General features: G+C 71.5%; 13 protein-coding genes. 9 read left to right on the top strand and 4 right to left on the bottom strand.

Going from position 1 to position 18,169, the window contains the following annotated elements:
• Positions 1 to 350 precede the first annotated feature (350 nt).
• A complete protein-coding gene (locus SLV14N_RS35860) occupies positions 351 to 1,991 on the bottom strand; it encodes a S1 family peptidase (protein ID WP_263272596.1) in 1,641 nt (546 codons plus the stop codon).
• A gap of 353 nt (positions 1,992 to 2,344) precedes the next feature.
• On the opposite strand from SLV14N_RS35860, the gene tdh reads away from it, so the two are divergent.
• The 4 genes from tdh (at position 2,345) to SLV14N_RS35880 (ending at position 7,132) form a co-directional block, all read left to right on the top strand.
• Positions 2,345 to 3,373, top strand: a complete 1,029-nt coding sequence (gene tdh / locus SLV14N_RS35865) for an L-threonine 3-dehydrogenase (protein WP_093640127.1) — start codon at positions 2,345 to 2,347, stop codon at positions 3,371 to 3,373.
• A gap of 66 nt (positions 3,374 to 3,439) precedes the next feature.
• Positions 3,440 to 4,633 carry a glycine C-acetyltransferase gene (locus tag SLV14N_RS35870; protein WP_263272597.1) on the top strand — a complete coding sequence of 398 codons (1,194 nt, stop codon included), beginning with the start codon at positions 3,440 to 3,442 and terminating at the stop codon, positions 4,631 to 4,633.
• Positions 4,634 to 4,668: 35 nt separating this feature from the next.
• Entirely contained in the window at positions 4,669 to 5,577 is a 909-nt protein-coding gene (locus SLV14N_RS35875) for a LysR family transcriptional regulator (RefSeq protein WP_208686830.1), read from the top strand.
• 196 nt (positions 5,578 to 5,773) lie between these two features.
• Positions 5,774 to 7,132, top strand: a complete 1,359-nt coding sequence (locus SLV14N_RS35880; protein WP_263272598.1) for a chloride channel protein — start codon at positions 5,774 to 5,776, stop codon at positions 7,130 to 7,132.
• 30 nt (positions 7,133 to 7,162) lie between these two features.
• Here SLV14N_RS35880 and SLV14N_RS35885 read toward each other — a convergent pair whose 3' ends face one another.
• Both SLV14N_RS35885 and SLV14N_RS35890 read right to left on the bottom strand, forming a co-directional pair.
• Positions 7,163 to 7,831: a formylglycine-generating enzyme family protein gene (locus SLV14N_RS35885; RefSeq protein WP_263272599.1), complete on the bottom strand. Its 669-nt coding sequence runs from the start codon at positions 7,829 to 7,831 to the stop codon at positions 7,163 to 7,165.
• 61 nt (positions 7,832 to 7,892) lie between these two features.
• Positions 7,893 to 8,924 carry a PHP domain-containing protein gene (locus SLV14N_RS35890; protein WP_263272600.1) on the bottom strand — a complete coding sequence of 344 codons (1,032 nt, stop codon included), beginning with the start codon at positions 8,922 to 8,924 and terminating at the stop codon, positions 7,893 to 7,895.
• A gap of 757 nt (positions 8,925 to 9,681) precedes the next feature.
• Here SLV14N_RS35890 and SLV14N_RS35895 point away from each other — a divergent pair.
• From SLV14N_RS35895 to SLV14N_RS35915, 5 genes are all read left to right on the top strand, one after another.
• The gene (locus tag SLV14N_RS35895) at positions 9,682 to 9,909 is read left to right on the top strand and encodes a hypothetical protein (protein ID WP_042152485.1); all 228 of its coding nucleotides are present in this window, start codon (positions 9,682 to 9,684) and stop codon (positions 9,907 to 9,909) included.
• 179 nt (positions 9,910 to 10,088) lie between these two features.
• Positions 10,089 to 10,895 carry an HlyD family efflux transporter periplasmic adaptor subunit gene (locus SLV14N_RS35900; RefSeq protein ID WP_208686838.1) on the top strand — a complete coding sequence of 269 codons (807 nt, stop codon included), beginning with the start codon at positions 10,089 to 10,091 and terminating at the stop codon, positions 10,893 to 10,895.
• Positions 10,892 to 13,177, top strand: a complete 2,286-nt coding sequence (locus tag SLV14N_RS35905; protein ID WP_263272601.1) for an NHLP family bacteriocin export ABC transporter peptidase/permease/ATPase subunit — start codon at positions 10,892 to 10,894, stop codon at positions 13,175 to 13,177. Before SLV14N_RS35900 ends, SLV14N_RS35905 begins: the two co-directional genes overlap by 4 nt.
• A gap of 1 nt (position 13,178) precedes the next feature.
• Complete coding sequence (locus SLV14N_RS35910) at positions 13,179 to 16,061, top strand: NHLP bacteriocin export ABC transporter permease/ATPase subunit (RefSeq protein WP_263272602.1); 2,883 nt, start codon at positions 13,179 to 13,181, stop codon at positions 16,059 to 16,061.
• Between the two features lie 101 nt (positions 16,062 to 16,162).
• Positions 16,163 to 16,621 carry a Crp/Fnr family transcriptional regulator gene (locus SLV14N_RS35915; RefSeq protein ID WP_263272603.1) on the top strand — a complete coding sequence of 153 codons (459 nt, stop codon included), beginning with the start codon at positions 16,163 to 16,165 and terminating at the stop codon, positions 16,619 to 16,621.
• Positions 16,622 to 16,777: 156 nt separating this feature from the next.
• Here SLV14N_RS35915 and SLV14N_RS35920 read toward each other — a convergent pair whose 3' ends face one another.
• Entirely contained in the window at positions 16,778 to 18,043 is a 1,266-nt protein-coding gene (locus tag SLV14N_RS35920) for an MFS transporter (protein WP_263272604.1), read from the bottom strand.
• Positions 18,044 to 18,169: the final 126 nt, after the last annotated feature.

The following is an 18,169-nucleotide window of genomic DNA, read 5'->3' on the forward strand; positions in this document are numbered from 1 at the left end:
CCCCTGCAGCAGCGTGTGGTCATTGCCCTCCATACCGCCCGCGTACGGGGAGCCGCCGGCCGCCCCGGCCTGCGTCAGCCAGTTGACCAGGCCGAACCTGCGGAAGCGGACCCGTCCGTCGCTGCCGTGGACACTGAGGGCGAAGCCCTGCGCCAGCCGCTCCAGCGTGCGGCGCACCGCCTCGACGGATTCCGGGGCCAGGGGCGGTGAGCCGGCCTGGAGGTCGGGTCTGACACCGCTCCGCGGGCGGTCGCTATGGTTCCGCCACACTCAGGGCCCCGTACGCTCACCGGCCCCGCTCTCCTTCGCCGTTGAAGGGGCGGGGCCGGTCGCGCATTTGATTCCTCGCGTCAGTTCAGCGCGTCACCGCCGGCCGCGCCGGGGTCCTGGGCACCCGCTCCCGGGTCGCCCGCTCCCGCGCCGGCGTTGCCGGCACCGGCGTTCCCGGCCCCCGCGTTGCCGGCACCGGCGTTCCCCGCTCCTGCGTTGCCGGCACCGGCGTTTCCCGCGCCGGCGTCGCCGCCGCCCGCGCCATTGCCGCCGGCCGCGGCGTCGTCACCGCCGGCGTCGCCGCCGGCACCGCCGCCCCCGGCGCCGATCTCCGCACCCGTGGCCTTGAGCGCGTCGGTGACCGGCTGGAAGAAGGTCTCGCCGCCCGCGGTGCAGTCGCCGCTGCCGCCGGAGGTCAGCCCGACCGCCGAGTCCTCGGAGAACATCGCGCCGCCGCTGTCGCCGGGCTCCGCGCAGACATCCGTCTGTATGAGGCCGTTGACGATGTCGCCGTTGCCGTAGTTCACCGTCGCGTCGAGACCGGTGACGGTGCCGTCGCTGAGGCCGGTGGTGCTGCCCGAGCGCTGCACCTTCATACCGACGGCGGCCTCCGCGGCCTTGGTGATCTCCTGGGTGCTGCCGTTCTGCAGGTCGACCGCGCTCTGCGGCTGTGCGTTGGCGTCGTCGTAGGTGACCAGTGCGAAGTCGGTCTTCGGGAACTGGGAGTCGGACACCGTGCCCAGCGGCTGGCTGCCGCCCTGGTCCGCCGTCCAGGTCTTGGAGTCGTTGCCGCAGTGACCGGCCGTCAGGAAGGCCGGTGCGCCCTTGACCGTGACGTTGAAGCCCAGTGAGCAGCGGGCGTTGCCGCCGAAGATGGCACTGCCGCCGATCGGCCCGGCGGCCTGCTCGCCGCCACCGGCACCGCCATCGCCCGCGCCACCCGCGGCGTCCCCGGCGCCACCTGCGGCGTCTCCCGCGCCGCCCGCGGCGTCCCCGGCGCCACCTGCGCCACCTGCGGCGTCCCCGGCACCACCCGCGGCGTCTCCCGCGCCGCCCGCGGCATCTCCGGCGCCGCCCGCGGCATCTCCGGCGCCACCTGCGGCGTCTCCCGCGCCACCTGCGGCATCTCCGGCACCGCCCGCGGCGTCCCCGGCACCCCCCGCGGCGCTGCCGGCCGCGCCTCCCGCCGCGCTTCCCGCGTCCCCGCCGTCGTACCGCTTGAACTCACCCTGGGACCGCTTGACGGTCACCATGCCCTCGCCCATACCGTTCGTGGTCTTGGTGAGGGTGGCCATCTTTGCGCCGGTGACGGTTCTGTCGGCGACCACCACGATCTTGTTGGTCTTCGGGTCGATCGACCAGGCCGTGCCGGGCACCGAGGCGTTGTCGCGCAGGGTCTGCGCACCGGACTTCAGCGCGGTCATGCTGTTCTGCACGACCTTGGCGACGGCGCCCTTGGCCTTGACGCTCGCGGCGTCGTCCTCCGACAGGACGTTCATGACCAGGTGGCCGTTCGAGCTGTCCAGGTACCAGCCCGCGCTCTGGTCCCCGAGGTCCGCCTTCAGGGATGTCGCCAGCTGAGTGGCCGAGTGGGCGCTGAGTGTCTTCGGGGCCGCCGGCTGGTCCGTGCTCGCGTTGGCGTTGGGGAGCAGGATCGCTGCGGCCGCGACGGCTGCCACACCTGCGGTGGCGATGGCGCCGGTCCGCAGGCGCTTGTTCACATGTCGGTGGCTCAATTCACTGACCTCCAGGGACGCACAGGAACGGGGCACACGGGCGACCGCGGTGCGTCGCGTCAGCACCCGTGTGTGGTGCTCACCCAGTCCTACGTAGCGCCGTGCACTCCGGTCTCACGGCCACTCAAGCTGTGATGAATTCCGACGCTTGCGGTGGCGAACGCTTACACTCCCGGGCCCGTGGTCGCCCCTGCGCGGAGCAGGCGTAAAGGGCAGCTGTGGCCGCGCTTAAGAAATCCTCGATGGACCGCGCGGCCGAGGTACGGAAGATTTCCTGACGAAGATCGGGCGGCCGAGGCGGGCCCCCGGCAGGTCACTGACGTACGGGAGCCGCTGCGGTGAAGGCACTGGTCAAGCAGAAGACGGAGCCGGGTCTCTGGCTCATGGACGTACCGGAGCCGGCCATCGGCCCGGGGGATGTGCTGATCAAGGTGCTGCGCACCGGCATCTGCGGCACGGATCTGCACATCCGGGCGTGGGACGGCTGGGCGCAGAACGCCGTGACCGCCCCGCTGACGATCGGCCATGAATTCGTCGGCGAGGTGGTGGAAACCGGCCGCGATGTGGCCGAGATCAAGGCCGGCGACCTGGTCAGCGGCGAGGGCCATCTGGTCTGCGGCAAGTGCCGCAACTGTCTGGCCGGCCGTCGCCATCTGTGCCGCGCCACCGTCGGTCTCGGCGTCGGCCGGGACGGTGCCTTCGCCGAGTACGTCGCGCTGCCCGCCACCAATGTCTGGGTGCACCGCGTCCCCGTGGACCTCGATATCGCCGCCGTCTTCGACCCGTTCGGCAACGCCGTGCACACCGCGCTGTCGTTCCCGCTGGTCGGCGAGGATGTGCTGATCACCGGCGCGGGGCCGATCGGCATCATGGCGGCGGCCGTCGCCCGGCACGCCGGGGCCCGCAATGTCATGATCACGGACGTCAGCGAGGAGCGCCTCGCCCTGGCCCGCAAGGTCGGCGTCAGCCTCGCCCTCAATGTCGCCGAGGCGACCATCGCCGACGGCCAGCGCGAGCTCGGCCTGCGCGAGGGCTTTGACATCGGGCTGGAGATGTCCGGCCGGCCCGAGGCGATGTGCGACATGATCACCAACATGACGCACGGTGGCCGGATCGCGATGCTCGGCCTGCCGTCCCAGCAGTTCCCCGTCGACTGGTCCCGGATCGTCACCTCCATGATCACGATCAAGGGAATCTACGGCCGGGAGATGTTCGAAACCTGGTACGCGATGTCCGTGCTGCTCGAAGGCGGCCTCGACCTCTCGCCCGTGATCACCGGCCGCTATGCGTACCAGGACTTCGATGCCGCCTTCGACGACGCCGCCAGCGGCCGCAGCGGCAAGATCATTCTCGACTGGACTGTTTGATTTCTGGCTCGGTTCGCCTCTCGGGCACGACCGTCTCACCCGCCCCACGTACCTTAAGGAGCCCTCATGCTCGATTCCGTACGCAACGAACTGCGCAGCACCCTCGATGAGATCCGCGCCGCCGGTCTGCACAAGCCCGAGCGCGTCATCGGCACCCCGCAGTCCGCCACCGTCGCGGTCACCGCCGGCGGCAACCCCGGCGAGGTCCTCAACTTCTGCGCCAACAACTACCTCGGCCTCGCCGACCACCCCGAGGTCATCGCGGCCGCCCACGAAGCGCTCGACCGCTGGGGCTACGGCCTCGCCTCGGTCCGCTTCATCTGCGGCACCCAGGAGGTCCACAAGGAGCTGGAGCAGCGGATCTCCGGCTTCCTGGGCCAGGAGGACACCATCCTCTACTCCTCCTGCTTCGACGCCAACGGCGGTGTCTTCGAGACCCTGCTCGGCCCGGACGACGCGGTGATCTCCGACGCCCTCAACCACGCCTCCATCATCGACGGCATCCGCCTGTGCAAGGCCCGCCGCTTCCGCTACGCCAACCGCGATCTGGCCGATCTGGAACGCCAGTTGAAGGAGGCGGGGAGCGCAGGCCGCAAGCTCATCGTCACCGACGGTGTGTTCTCCATGGACGGCTATGTGGCGCCGCTGCGTGAGATCTGCGACCTGGCCGACCAGTACGGCGCCATGGTGATGGTCGACGACTCGCACGCGGTCGGCTTCGTCGGCCCCGGCGGCCGCGGCACCCCCGAGCTGCACGGGGTGATGGACCGCGTCGACATCATCACCGGCACCCTCGGCAAGGCCCTCGGCGGCGCCTCCGGCGGCTATGTCGCGGCCCGCGCCGAGATCGTCGCCCTCCTGCGCCAGCGCTCGCGCCCGTACCTCTTCTCCAACTCGCTCGCCCCGGTGATCGCGGCCGCCTCCCTCAAGGTGCTCGACCTGCTGGAGTCGGCCGGTGACCTGCGCGAGCGGCTGCACGCCAACACCGCGCTGTTCCGCTCGCGGATGACCGAGGAGGGCTTCGACATCCTCCCCGGCGACCACGCCATCGCCCCTGTCATGATCGGTGACGCGGCCGAGGCGGCCCGGATGGCGGAGCTGCTCCTGGAGCGCGGCGTGTACGTCATCGGCTTCTCCTACCCGGTGGTCCCGCAGGGCCAGGCGCGGATCCGGGTACAGCTGTCCGCCGCCCACTCCACCGAGGACGTCAACCGCGCGGTCGACGCGTTCATCGGTGCGAGGGCCGCGCTCGGGGGCTGACACCGCCCGCGGGCCGCTGCTGCGAAACTGGAAGCATGATCGAAGCACGACGGCTGCACATCCTCCGTGCGGTGGCCGACCACCGCACGGTCACCGCCGCGGCCGCCGCGCTCTATCTCACGCCCTCGGCGGTCTCCCAGCAGCTGGCCGCCCTGGAACAGGAGACCGGCCACCGTCTGGTGGACCGCAGCGCCCGCGGCGTACGGCTGACCGCCGCGGGCGACATCCTGCTCACCCACGCCAACGCCGTCCTGGAACAGCTGGAGCGCGCCGAGTCCGAGCTCGCCGCCTACGGCTCGGGCGAGGCGGGCACGGTCACCGTCGCGGCCTTCGCGACCGGCATCGGCCTGGTGGTCGCGCCCGCCCTCACCGCACTCGCCCGCACCGCCCCCGGTATCCGGGTCCACGTCCAGGACGCCGAGGGCGACGCCAGCCTGCTCATGGTCCTCGACCGGCAGGTCGATGTGGCGGTGGCCGTCGAGTACCGCGGCGCACCGGGCGCCGACGACCCACGGCTGACCCGGGTCCCGCTCTACGCCGAGCCGTTCGACGCGGTCCTGCCGCCCGGCCACCGCCTCGCCGAGGCCGCCCAGGTGGCACTGGCCGATCTCGCCGGCGATCCCTGGATCGGCCCCTACCCCGGCAACCCCTGCCATGACGTGGTGGTCCTGGCCTGCGAATACGCCGGCTTCCAGCCGCGTCTGGAGCACTCTTCGGACGACTTCCGCGCCGTCGTCGCGCTCGCCTCGGCCGCGGCGGGCGTGGCGCTCGTCCCCCGCTCGGCGCTGCGCGACGTGGACCTCACCGGGGTGGTGGTCCGCCCCGTCGACGATGTGGCCCCCACCCGCCGGGTCTTCGCCGCGGTACGCCGTGGCGCCGAGGAGCACCCGCTCTTCCGCCCGGTGCTCGCCGCGCTCCGGGAGGCGGCGGCCTCTCAGGGCTGAGGACGGCAGCCGGCGCGCGCACCACGGCGACGGCGGCCGCACGCACCACGGCGATGGCGGGCCGGACACACCGCGCCGCCACCACTCCCTGTCCGGCCGCGTCCGAGGTGCCGGCCCGGTCCGGCCATGGCAGGCTCATCACGGCGGCGGCCCGGGCGGGCGCCGGGGCATCCCCGGTTCCGAGGAGGCGAGGCGCATGTCGGTCGGCCCGGCCGGCCCGGTGGGCGGAGCGCCGACCACCGTGCCCCAGGACCCCTACGCGCTGGTGCGCACCCGCGGATATCTGAAGCTCCTGCTGGTGGCGGCGGTGATCGGCTTCCCGGTCTGCGCCGTCGCGTTCGGCTTTCTCGCGCTGGTCCACGAGCTGGAACCGCTGATCTACCAGGACCTGCCACGGGCGCTGGGCTTCGCCGGGACGCCGATCTGGTGGCCGGTCCCGATGCTGGTGGTGGCCGGTCTCCTCGTCGGGCTGACCGTCCGGTATCTGCCCGGCGGCGGGGGCCATGAGCCGGCCGACGGGCTGGCGCTCAGCGGGGCGCCCCCGCCCTCCGCGCTCCCCGGCGTCTTCCTCGCCGCCCTGGCCTCCCTCAGCTTCGGTGTGGTGCTCGGCCCCGAGGCACCGCTCATCGCCCTCGGCGGCGGTCTGGCCGCGGGCGCCGTACGGCTGATGGGCCGGGGCATGCCGGACCAGGCGGTGGCGACGGTGGGCGCGGCCGGCAGCTTCGCGGCGATCAGCGCCCTGCTCGGATCCCCGCTGCTGGGCGCGTTCCTGCTGATGGAGGTGTCGGGGCTGGGCGGTCCGATGCTGGGGATCGTGCTGGTGCCCGGTCTGCTCGCGTCCGGCCTGGGGGCGCTGATCTTCACCGGGCTGGGGGACTGGACCGGGCTCGGTACGTACTCGCTCGCGCTGCACGACATCCCCAGGGCCGCCGAACCGACGGGTCCGGAGTTCGGCTGGGCGCTGGTGATCGGACTGGCCGCCGGGTTCGCCGGGACCGGGGTACGGCGCTTCGCGCGGTTCCTCAAGGGACATGTCGTCCGGCACCGGGTACCGGCCACGGTGCTGATGGGCCTCGTGGTGGGCGCACTGGCGGTGGCGTTCGCCGCGGCCACCGGCAAGCCCTCCTCCGAGATGCTCTATTCGGGCCAGTCGGCGCTGGGGTCGCTGTTCCGGGACAGCGCCGGCTACACCGTGGGCGCGCTGCTGCTGCTCATCCTGTGCAAGGGCCTGGCGTACTGCGCCTCGCTCAGCGCCTTCCGGGGCGGCCCCATCTTCCCCGCGCTGTTCCTCGGTGCGGCGGGCGGTGTCGTGCTGTCCCACCTGCCGGGTCTGTCGCTCACCGCGGCCTTCGCGATGGGCGTCGGCGCGATGTGCGTGGCCATGCTCCGGCTCCCGATGACCTCGGTGCTGCTCGCCACGCTGCTGCTGGGGAAGAGCGGTCTGACGGTGATGCCGCTCGTGATCGTCGCCGTGGTCGTCGCCTACGTCGTGGTGCTGCGCCTCACCCCGGCCACCGCACCGGACGCGCCGGCAGCCGCTCCCCGTGCCGCCTGACCACGCGGAGGGAGCCCCGCCACCGGCCCGTCAGAGGGAACGCGCGAGGCGGAACCCCACATCGTCGATCCGGAAGGTCGGGTGGCTGCGGCGCCGCACCGAGGCCCGGCAGCTCCAGCGTTCGTCGAACCAGCCGCCGCCGCGCAGCACCCGGTAGCTGCCGTAGACCTCGGCGTCGTAGAGGTCCCAGCACCACTCCCACACATTGCCCAGCATGTCGTGCAGGCCCCACACGTTGGGCTGTCGGCCGCCCACCTCGTGCATCCGCTCGCGCGAGTTGCCGCGATACCAGGCGATCTCGTCGAGCCGCCCGTACCGCGCCTCCGTCGTACCGGCACGGCAGGCGTGCTCCCACTCGGCCTCGGTCGGCAGCCGGTACCCGTCGGCGGTGGTGACCCACTCGATCCGCTCGACATCGGGGTGCAGGCGGTACGCGGGCGCCAACCCCTCCTGTGCGGACAGGGCGTTGCAGAACCGGACCGCGTCCCACCACGAGACCCCCTCGACGGGGAGCCGGTCGCCCTGCGCGCTGCTCGGCCGCTCGCCGGTGACCTGGGCGTACCGCGCCTGGGTGAGCGGGAACGGCGCGAGCCGGTAGGGCGCGAGCTCCACCGCCCAACTGCGCTGCGTCCGCCGGTCCGACAGCGTCACCCGCCCCGGCGGGACGGCGACCCACTCGTCTTCTGTGCGCATGTCCATGAGGAGGCGAGGGTAGCAACGCCGCTCTTCGCGGAGCGCGGGAGGACGGCGCCGGGGGCGGTCAGCGGTGCGGGGTCCGGCCCGTCCGGGTCCAGGTGGCCAACTGCCGCTCCGTCCAGGTGTTGATGACCCGCTCCGGCGGTACGCCGCACTCCTCGGCACGGGCACAGCCGTAGATCTGCCAGTCCAGTTGGCCCGGTGCATGGGCGTCGCTGTCGATGGAGAAGAGGGTCCCGGTCTCCAGCGCCTGGCGGAGCAGCCGGCGCGGGGGATCGAAGCGGTCGGGCCGGCAGTTGATCTCCACCGCGGTGTGGTGCTCGGCGCAGGCCCCGAACACCTCTCCGGCGTCGAACTGCGACTCCGGGCGCGGTTTACCGGTGATCTGCCGCCCGGTGCAGTGGCCGAGCACGTCCACCAGCGGATTGCGGACCGCCTCCAGCAGCCGCCGGGTCATCGGCGCCTTGTCCATCCGCAGTTTGGAGTGCACCGAGGCGACCACCACATCGAGCCGCTCCAGCAGCTCCGGCTCCTGGTCGAGCGAGCCGTCGTCGAGGATGTCGCACTCGATCCCGGTCAGCAGCCGGAACGGCGCCAGCCGCTCGTTCACCTCCGCCACCAGCGACAACTGCTGCCGCAGCCGTTCGGCGGTCAGTCCGCGGGCGACGGTGAGCCTGGGGGAGTGGTCGGTCAGCACACACCAGTCGTGTCCCAGGCCGCGGGCGGCCCGCGCCATCGCCTCGACCGGGCTGCCGCCGTCCGACCAGTCCGAGTGCAGATGGCAGTCACCGCGCAGCGCCCGGCGCAGCCGCTGCCCCTGGTCCCCCTCCACCAGCGGCCCGCCCACCTCCTCCTCAAGGTGCGTCAGATACTCGGGCCGCGCGCCCGCGAGCGCCTCCTCGATCACCCGGGTGGTTTTGGGCCCCAGCCCTTTGAGGCGCCCCAGCGAACCGTTCCGGGCGCGGGTGCGCAGCTGGTCGGCGGACAGCGCGCCGATCACCGTCGCGGCCGTACGGAACGCCTGGACGCGGTAGCTCACCGCCCCCTGCCGCTCCAGCAGAAAGGCGATCCGCTCCAGCGCCTCGACGGGCTCCACGTACGGCTCCTTCCCGGGGCGCCGGCCCCGCAGCGTCCTTTCTCACGGTGCCCCAGCCGCTGAGCGGCTGCCACCGGGGTGCCGGTGTTTCCGGCGGTAATCGCCCATTACCGACGGGTCCGAAGGCACTCCGTTATGCGGTTATGTCCGTTCTCCGGTCACTCGATCCATTTTCATGGAAATGGCATACGGATAGCGCCGATGCGCCCATTCAATACGTTCAAGACCTTCAATGGCGCCCATGAACTCCGGGCGAATCGGGCACACTTAATGCCCATGCAACATTCGGCGCGGCTCCGCCGGAAGCGCGCGCCGGAGTTGCCTGCCCACACCGCGCCGAGGTGCCGCAAAAATCGGCGGCCTTCAAGGAATCTGCACACCGAATGTGCAGTCGACACACGGTCTCCTGTGACTCACCCCCACGCTGACCTGCGACTTAGCGCTTTGGTGACGGAATGTCCAGTTCGCCGAACGGGCGCTTGCCGAGGGCCCGGAAAAGAAACCGAAGGAGATGTGAAGAAGCTGCCACCAAGTCATGGACGTGCGTGCACGTCAGGTATTTCAAAGGGGCGATCGCGCCCGGATCCGCGGCTACCCGATTAGCAGCGCAACGCGCCTGCATGCTTTGATCCTTCGCACTGCGGGAGTCACCCCCCGGTTCCCGATTTCGGGAACCCGACTGCCGCTGCTGCGGACGGGCCCCCACCGGACGGTTCGGAAGCAGCTTTTTCGAGATATTCATCCGAAGGGAATCATCATGAACTCCACCCCCCAGGTTCAGACGCAGGAAATCTCCGACAGCGACCTGGACAACGTGTCCGGTGGCCTCGTCGGCGGCGTGGTCGGCACCGCCACCAGCACCGTTGACTCCATCGCCCCGGTCTCGGGCGCCGTGGGCACCGCCACCGGCCTGGTCGACGGTGTCGCCGGCACCGACACCGCGGGCGTCGTCGGCACCGCCTCGGGCCTGGTCGCCGGTCTCTGAGCCCCTTCTGTGCCGCTGAGCGGCACAGCCGGCTTTGAACGGTGACAACGGCAGGTCGGCGCCCCCTCCTTGCCGACATGCCGGGCCGGCTGCCCCGTCCGCCCGGACTCCATCCGGGCGCCCGGGGCTCCGGCCACCACCCGTCCGCACCAGAACGTTGCAGTTGAGGGAAGAGTGTCGTGCAGTTCCGCCAACAGGCCCTTTCCAAGCTGCAATCGCCCGAGGACATCGACCTTCCGGTGCGCTTCGCCCGCCCCCAGGGCTGGCTCGTACTGATCGTCACGGTCCTCTTCGTGGTCGCCGCCTCCGTATGGGCGGTGACCGGCACCGTGACGTCCACCCTGAACGCACCCGGAATCCTCACCCACGGCCAGGGCAGCTACGTCCTGCAGAGCCCCGTCGCGGGCCAGGTCACCGCCGTACTCGCGGAAGAGGGCAAGCGGGTGGCCGCCCACACCCCCGTGCTGAGGGTCCGTACCGCACAGGGCACCACCGTCGTCCGTACGCTCGCCGCCGGCCGGCTGACCACGATGGTCGCCACGATCGGCTCCGTCGTCACGACCGGAGCGGATGTGGCCTCCGTGGAACGCATCGCCCGTGCCGGAGACCCCCTGACGGCGACGCTGTACGTACCGGCCGAGAGCGGCGCCACCGTCCCCGTCGGCGCGTCCGTCGACCTCACCGTCCAGTCCGTGCCGTCCCAGCAGTACGGCGTCCTGCGCGGGCGGGTCAAAGCGGTCGGCAGGACGGCACAGTCCCGCCAGCGCATCAGCACCTTCCTGGGCAGCGGCCAGCTCGGCGAGGAGTTCTCGCGGCACGGCCAGCCCGTCGCGGTCCTGGTACAGCTCGACGCCGCCCCGCACAGCAAATCCGGCTACGCCTGGTCGACCTCCGACGGCCCGCCGTACGCCGTCGACTCCATGACGCCGGCCAGTGGCGCCGTCCACCTGGCCGCGCAGCACCCGATCGATTGGCTGCTGCCGTGACCGCCCCCCATGACTCCGCCGCACCGCAGCAGCAGTTGCCGCCGCCCGTCCGCGGCCGGCACCGCCCGGAGCCCGCGCCCGGGGCCCGCCGCACCCGCCGTGCCGCGCCCGCCCCGAAGCCCAGGAAGACGAAGACCGTCCGCACCCCCACCGTCCTCCAGATGGAGGCCGTGGAGTGCGGCGCCGCCTCGCTGGCCATGGTGCTCGCCCACTACGGACGGCATGTGCCGCTCGAAGAGCTGCGGATCGCCTGCGGTGTCTCCCGCGACGGCTCACGCGCCAGCAATCTGCTCAAGGCGGCCCGCAGTTACGGGCTGCAGGCCAAGGGCATGCAGATGGAACCGGCCGCGCTCGCCGAGGTGCAGGCGCCCGCCATCCTGTTCTGGGAGTTCAACCACTACGTCGTCTACGACGGCACGGGCCGCCGCATGGGCCGCCGCGGCGTCCACATCAACGACCCCGACAAGGGCCGTCGCTTCGTGGCGATGGAGGACTTCGACACCAGCTTCACCGGTGTCGCCCTGGTCCTCGAACCCGGCGAATCCTTCCACAAGGGCGGCCGCAAGCCCGGCGTCCTCAGCGCCGTGCCCGCCCGGATGCGCGGCACCACCGGCACCCTGCTGGCCGCGCTGCTCGCCAGCCTGCTGCTGGTCGCGGTCGGCGCGGCGGTGCCCGCGCTGAGCCGTACGTACATCGACATGTTCCTGATCGGCCACCAGACCTCGCTGCTGGGGCCGCTCTTCGCGTCGATGGGCGCCATGGTCGCGCTGACCGCCGTACTGACCGGTCTGCAACAGGCCAATCTGCTGCGCGGCCGCATCATCTCCTCCACCCTCACCAGCGCCCGCTTCCTGCGCCATCTGCTCAGACTCCCGGTCACCTTCTTCTCCCAGCGCAGCCCGGCCGACCTGGTCCAGCGGCTGCAGTCCAACGACGCGGTGGCCGAAACGCTGGCACGTGACCTCGCCGCCGCGGGCGTGGACGGGATCGTCGTCGTCCTCTATGCCTTCCTGCTGTGGACGTACGACCCCCAACTGACCGTGATCGGCGTGGGAATCGCGCTGCTCAATGTCGTCGCCATGCGGATCGTGATCCGGCTGCGGTCCACCCACACCCAGAAGCTGCGCGCCGACACCGCGCGGCTGACCAACACCTCCTACACCGGTCTCCAGCTCATCGAGACGATGAAGGCCACCGGCGGGGAGAACGGCTACTTCCGCCGCTGGGCCGGCCAGCACGCCACCACCCTGGAGGTGCAGCAGCGCCTGGGCGTGCCGAGCGCCGCGCTGGCCGTGGTCGCCCCTACCCTCGCCACGCTCAACAGCGCACTGATCCTGTGGATCGGCGGGCTGCGGGCGGTCGAGGGCCATATCTCCATCGGTCTGCTCGTCGCCTTCCAGGCGCTGGTGACCCGCTTCACCGCGCCCCTCACCCGGCTCAACGGAGTGGCGGGCCGGATCCAGGACTTCGCCGCCGATGTGGCCCGCCTCAAGGACGTCGAGAGCTTCCCCGTCGACACCCTCTACTCACGCCCCGAGCCGGACGCCGACACCCGCAGGCTCAAGGGCCATGTGACGCTGGAAGACATCACCTTCGGCTACAGCCCGCTCGACAAACCGCTGCTGACCGGCTTCTCCCTGGCCGTCGGCCCCGGCCGGCAGGTCGCCCTCGTCGGCGGCTCCGGCAGCGGCAAGTCCACCGTCTCCCGGCTGATCTCCGGCCTCTACAGCCCCTGGGAAGGCACCATCCGCATCGACGGACAGCGGCTGGAGGACCTCTCCCGCAGCGCGCTGGCCGCCTCCGTCTCCTTCGTCGACCAGGACATCTTCCTGTTCGAGGGCACGGTCCGCGACAACGTGGCGCTGTGGGACCCGTCGATCCCGGACGACGCGGTGATCACCGCCCTCCAGGACGCCGCGCTCTACGACGAGGTGATCGCCCCTCGCCCCGACGGCATCCACAGCCGGGTCGAGCAGGACGGCCGCAACTTCTCCGGCGGGCAGCGGCAGCGGCTGGAGATCGCCCGCGCACTGGTCCGGCGCCCCAGCATCCTGGTCCTCGACGAGGTCACCAGCGCACTGGACGCCCGGACCGAGCAGATCATCATGGACAACCTGCGGCGGCGCGGCTGTGCCTGCGTCGTCATCGCCCACCGGCTGAGCACGGTCCGCGACAGCGACGAGATCGTCGTCCTAGACCACGGGGTGGTCGTCGAACGCGGCCGGCACGAGGACCTGGTCGCCGCCGGGGGCCCGTACGCCGAGCTGGTCAAGGAGCACTGACGTGTCCGTACCCCCGCCCGCGGTCGTGGGACCGGGCGACACCGACGCCGTGACCCATGCGCTGGGCAGCCTCGGCACACCGGTCGACTGCACCGGGCTGCGCAGCGTTCCCCTGGAGGGCCCGCATGTGCTGTGGCTCGTCACGAGCGGCTCGCTGGATCTCTTCGCGGTCGACGCCGCCCAGGAAGGGCACTGGCACTTCCTCGGCCGGCTCGAAGCGGGCACTCTGCTGCTCGGCCCGGTCGCCGGCCCGCAGCACACCCTGCTCGGCCGGCCCTCCCAGGACTGCCTGGTGCGCCGCATCCCCCTGCGCGAACTGCCCCGTCCCGAGTACGGCGACACCGGGTCGTATCCGCAGTACGGCACGCAGGGCGGCTACGGCTACGACCCCGCGTACGACGTCCAGGGCGAGGCGCCCTCCCCGCTGGAGCACGCCTTCGCGCTGGGCACCGCCCGCAGCCTCGGTGTGCTGTTCGAGGCACCGCTCGACGGCCGGCCGGGCGATGACGCGGTGGCCGACGACGACATCCTGTGGATGCCGGTCCCGCCCGGCAGCGTGCAGTACGGCGCCTCCTACAGCGCGGAGGCGGCCGGCGATCTGCTGGTCGACCCCGAGCTATGGCAGCAGATGGTCAATCAGCAGTACCGGCTGCTGTCCGCCGTCGACCGCTGGATCGAGCAGCTGGAGCGCGCCCACGAGGACCGTACGGCGGCCGGTATCAAGGCGGGCGAAACCGTCCGCGAGCGCGCCGACCAGGCGCTGCTGGCGTCCATCGGCCGGCAGGACCGGGCCGGGCGGGGCGGCGCCGGGACCGACCGGACCGGCGATGACACCACCTTCGCGATCTGCCGCACGGTCGCGGAGGCGGCCGGCATCACGCTCACCGAGCCACCGAAGGGCGGCGCCGTCAACGACCGGATCACCCCGGTCGAGCGGATCGCGGTCAGCTCGCGGATCCGGACCCGCGCGGTCCGGCTCCAGGGCCGCTGGTGGCGCACCAACACCGGGCCCCTGGTGGGCCACCGCGCCAAGTCCGGTGCCCCGGTGGCGCTGCTGTGGCGCCGCGGCCGCTACGAGGCGGTCAACCCGGTCTCCGGTCTGCGGATGCGCATCGGCAAGGACAACGCCGAGGAATTCGAAGCGCGCGCCGTGATGTTCTACCGCCCGCTGCCGGAGCGGCCCATGAGCCTGTGGCGGCTGATGCTCTTCAGCCTGCGCGGCACCCGTATGGACCTCCGCAATCTGGCCCTCAGCGGACTGGTGACCGTCGGCCTCGGCGCCCTCGTCCCCATCGCGACCGGCAAGGTGCTGGGGGAGTACGTACCGGCCGCGGACAAGAGCCTGATCGTGCAGGTCTCCCTGGCCGTCATGATCACCAGCATTGTCTCCGCCGCCTTCATGCTGCTGCAGAACCTCACCGTCCTGCGGATGGAGGGCCGCATCGAGAGCGCCCTGCAGCCGGCCGTGTGGGACCGGCTGCTACGGCTGCCGACGAAGTTCTTCACCGAACGCTCCACCGGAGAGCTGGCCAGCGCCGCGATGGGCATCAGCAGCATCCGGCGGGTGCTGTCCGGCCTCGGCCCGGTGGCCGTGCAGTCCACCACCATCGGTGCGATGAATCTGGTGCTGCTGCTCCTCTACAGCGTGCCGCTGGCGCTGGCGGCGGTCGCCATGCTGATCGTCATCGGGGCGGTGTTCCTCGCCATGGGCCTGTGGGAGCTGCGCTGGCAGCGACGGCTGGTCAAGCTCGGCAACAAGCTCAACAACCAGGCGTTCCAGACCCTGCGGGGACTGCCCAAACTGCGGGTCGCCGCGGCCGAGAGCTTTGCGTACGCGGCCTGGGCCCGGGAGTTCGCCCGCTCCCGTGAACTCCAGCAGAAGGCCGGCCGGATCAAGAATCTGACCACCGTCCTCAACGCGGTCTATCTGCCGCTCTGCTCGCTCACCCTCTTCATGCTGCTGGCCGGTCCGGCCCGCGGCACCATGTCGGCCGCCTCCTTCCTCACCTTCAACACCTCGGTGACCATGCTGCTGACCGCGGTCACCCAGATCACCGGCGCTTTCGTCTCGGCCGCCGCCGCACTGCCGATGTTCGAGCAGATCAAGCCGGTGCTGGACGAGAAGCCGGAAGTGCGGGGGGCCAGTGCCCAGCCCGGTACTCTGGCCGGCGGCATCGAGGCCAAGAAGCTCTCGTTCCGCTACACCGAGGACGGCCCGCTCGTCCTCGACGATGTCTCGCTGCGGGTCCAGCCGGGCGAGTTCGTGGCCGTCGTCGGCCCCAGCGGCTGCGGCAAGTCGACCCTGCTGCGGCTCCTCATCGGCTTCGACAAGCCGTCCTCGGGCAGTGTGCTCTACGACGGCCAGGACCTGGCCGCCCTGGACCAGGCGGCGGTGCGCCGTCAGTGCGGCGTCGTCCTGCAGAACGCACAGCCGCTCACCGGATCGATCCTGGACTGCATCTGCGGCGCCGAGGCCTTCACCCAGGAAGAGGCCTGGGCGGCCGCCGAGATGGCGGGCCTGGCCGAGGACATCAAGCGGATGCCGATGGGTCTGCACACCATGATCTCCGGCGGTGGCGCGATCTCCGGCGGTCAGCGGCAGCGCCTGATGATCGCCCAGGCGCTGGTCCGCCGCCCGCGGATCCTGTTCTTCGACGAGGCCACCAGCGCCCTGGACAACGAGACCCAGCGCATCGTCATCGACAGCACCCGCAAGCTCAGCGCCAGCCGGCTGGTGATCGCCCACCGGCTGTCCACGGTCATGGACGCCGACCGTGTGATCGTGATGGCGCAGGGCCGGATCGTCGAACAGGGCGCCCCGGCCGAACTGCTCGCCGACACCGGCGGCCGGCTGCACGACCTGGTGCGACGTCAGCTGACCTGAGACGGGCCCTGGTTCCGGCCCGCCGGGCGCCCGGCGGGCCGAGCCATTCCCCCGATCCCCGCAAAGCTCCGCATATCGTGCAATCAGCGAGCGGAGGACGCATGACCACGATCAAAGACATGTTCGACGAGTTGCCGCCCGACCGGCGACGGCGGCTGACCGACATCGCCGTCGAGGTGTCGCTGCCGCGGGCCACCCGGCTCTTCGAGGAGGGCCGGCGGGCGGACCGGTTCTGGATCATCCGCAGCGGACAGGTGTGTCTCGACCAGCACGTCCCCGGGCGCCGGGCGGCGATCGTCGAAACTCTCGGCCGTGACGAACTGCTCGGCTGGTCCTGGCTGTTCCCGCCCTATCTGTGGCACCTGGGAGCGGAGACCGTCGGCCCGGTCGAGGCCGTGGAGTTCGACGCCAGGGCGGTCCGCGACCTGTGCGAATCCGACCCCGTCCTCGGCCGGGCGGTCTACCGCTACGTGGCCAAGACAGTGGCCGACCGGCTGCACGGCACCCGCACCCGCCTGCTCGATCTGTACGGGCCCCAGGGCAGCGGCGTCAACCCCTGAGCGCCCGCCCCGCCCTCCGGGTTGTGAGCGGTGACTGCCGGCTCTGTGCCCTATCACCGTGCACCGCGGTCCACGGCCGCACCACAATCGCGGCCATGACCAACGCGGAGGCGAACAAGGGGGGCACCGGCGCTGAGCGGCGTCACCACACCCCTCTCAGTCAGCCGCCATCAGCGGCGTGTCAGGAGCGGCTCCCGGATCGCGGCGCGGCATGTGGTCATGGCGGGGGAGCAGCAGCGGGGTCGTCAGCATGAGGAGACCGGCGAGCGCGATCGCGGTGCGGGGGCCGGTGAGGCCGGCGAGCAGGCCCCACAGGCCGGTCATGGCTGCGACAGTGGCCTTGCTGGTGACCGACCACGCTGACAGAGTGCGGGCGATCCGGTTCGTCGGGACGTGCTCGAGCCGGTAGGTGGCGAACACCGGGTTGAACACGCCCATGCAGGTGATCAGCCCGAGCTCGACGACGATGACGAGCACGAGCCCGGCCACGCCTGGCCCGATGAAGGCTAGCCCGAGCGACCAGCACGCGCGCAGTGCCCCCGCGGTGAGCATGACCTTGTGCCGTCCGAACCGCGCGACGAGTGGGCGGGCCAGCCGTGATCCTATGAGGCCGCCGACGCAGGGCAGGCCGAACGCGAGGCCGTACTGCCAGGGCGCGAACCCGAGGTCACCGAGCATGAGGACGGCGAGCAGCGGCGAGGCCGCCATGATCAGGCCACTGACCAGGACCGTGTTGAAGAACAGGGGGCGCAGGGCTGGGTGGGTCAGGATGTACCGCCACCCTTCGAGCAGGTCTCCGGGGCGGAGCCGCGCCCCGTGCGCACCGGTGCGCACGGGGCGCGGCTCACTGCCGCCGATCGCACCGAGCCCTGCGGCTGAGAGCAGATAGCTGACCGCATCGGCCACGATGGTCATCGCCGGACCGAACAGCCCGATTGCTGCCGTGCCGACCGGCGGCCCGAGCACGGTGGCGGTCCAATTCGTGGACTCGAACCGCCCGTTCGCGACGAGCAGTTCCTCCGGCCGTACGAGCGCCTTCAGATACGCGCCACTGGCCGCGTTGAAGGCGATGTCGGCCGCACCTACGACGACGGACACGACCAGGAGCTGGACGAAACCGAGCAGACCGAGTGCGTACGCGGCGGGGACGCTCATCAGGGCCACGCACCGCACCAGGTCCATCGCCACCATCACCGGCCGCTTGCGGCGGAACTCCACCCACGGGCCGAGCGGCACCGCCACCGCCGCCCCCACCGCAAGCCCCGCGGTGGCCAGCAACGACACCTCCGCCGGCCCGGCGTGCAGCACCAGAATCGCGATCAGGGGGAACGCGTCGAACGCGAGCCGGGTGCCGAACGTACTGACCGCATACGACGCCCACAGCCACCCGAACTGCCGCCCCAGCGACCGCCTGACCCCCATGCACACCACACCCCTCGCTCCCGCGGCCGGACAACGTCACGTTGACCGGAGACATCAAAGCCAGCAGCGAGTCAGCTGATCAAACAACCAATGGGCCCGGGGAGCCACAACCAGACGTTGTGCCTC

The sequence above is a fragment of the Streptomyces sp. Je 1-4 4N24 genome (assembly GCF_026239515.1).
Taxonomy (GTDB): Bacteria; Actinomycetota; Actinomycetes; order Streptomycetales; family Streptomycetaceae; genus Streptomyces; species Streptomyces nigrescens.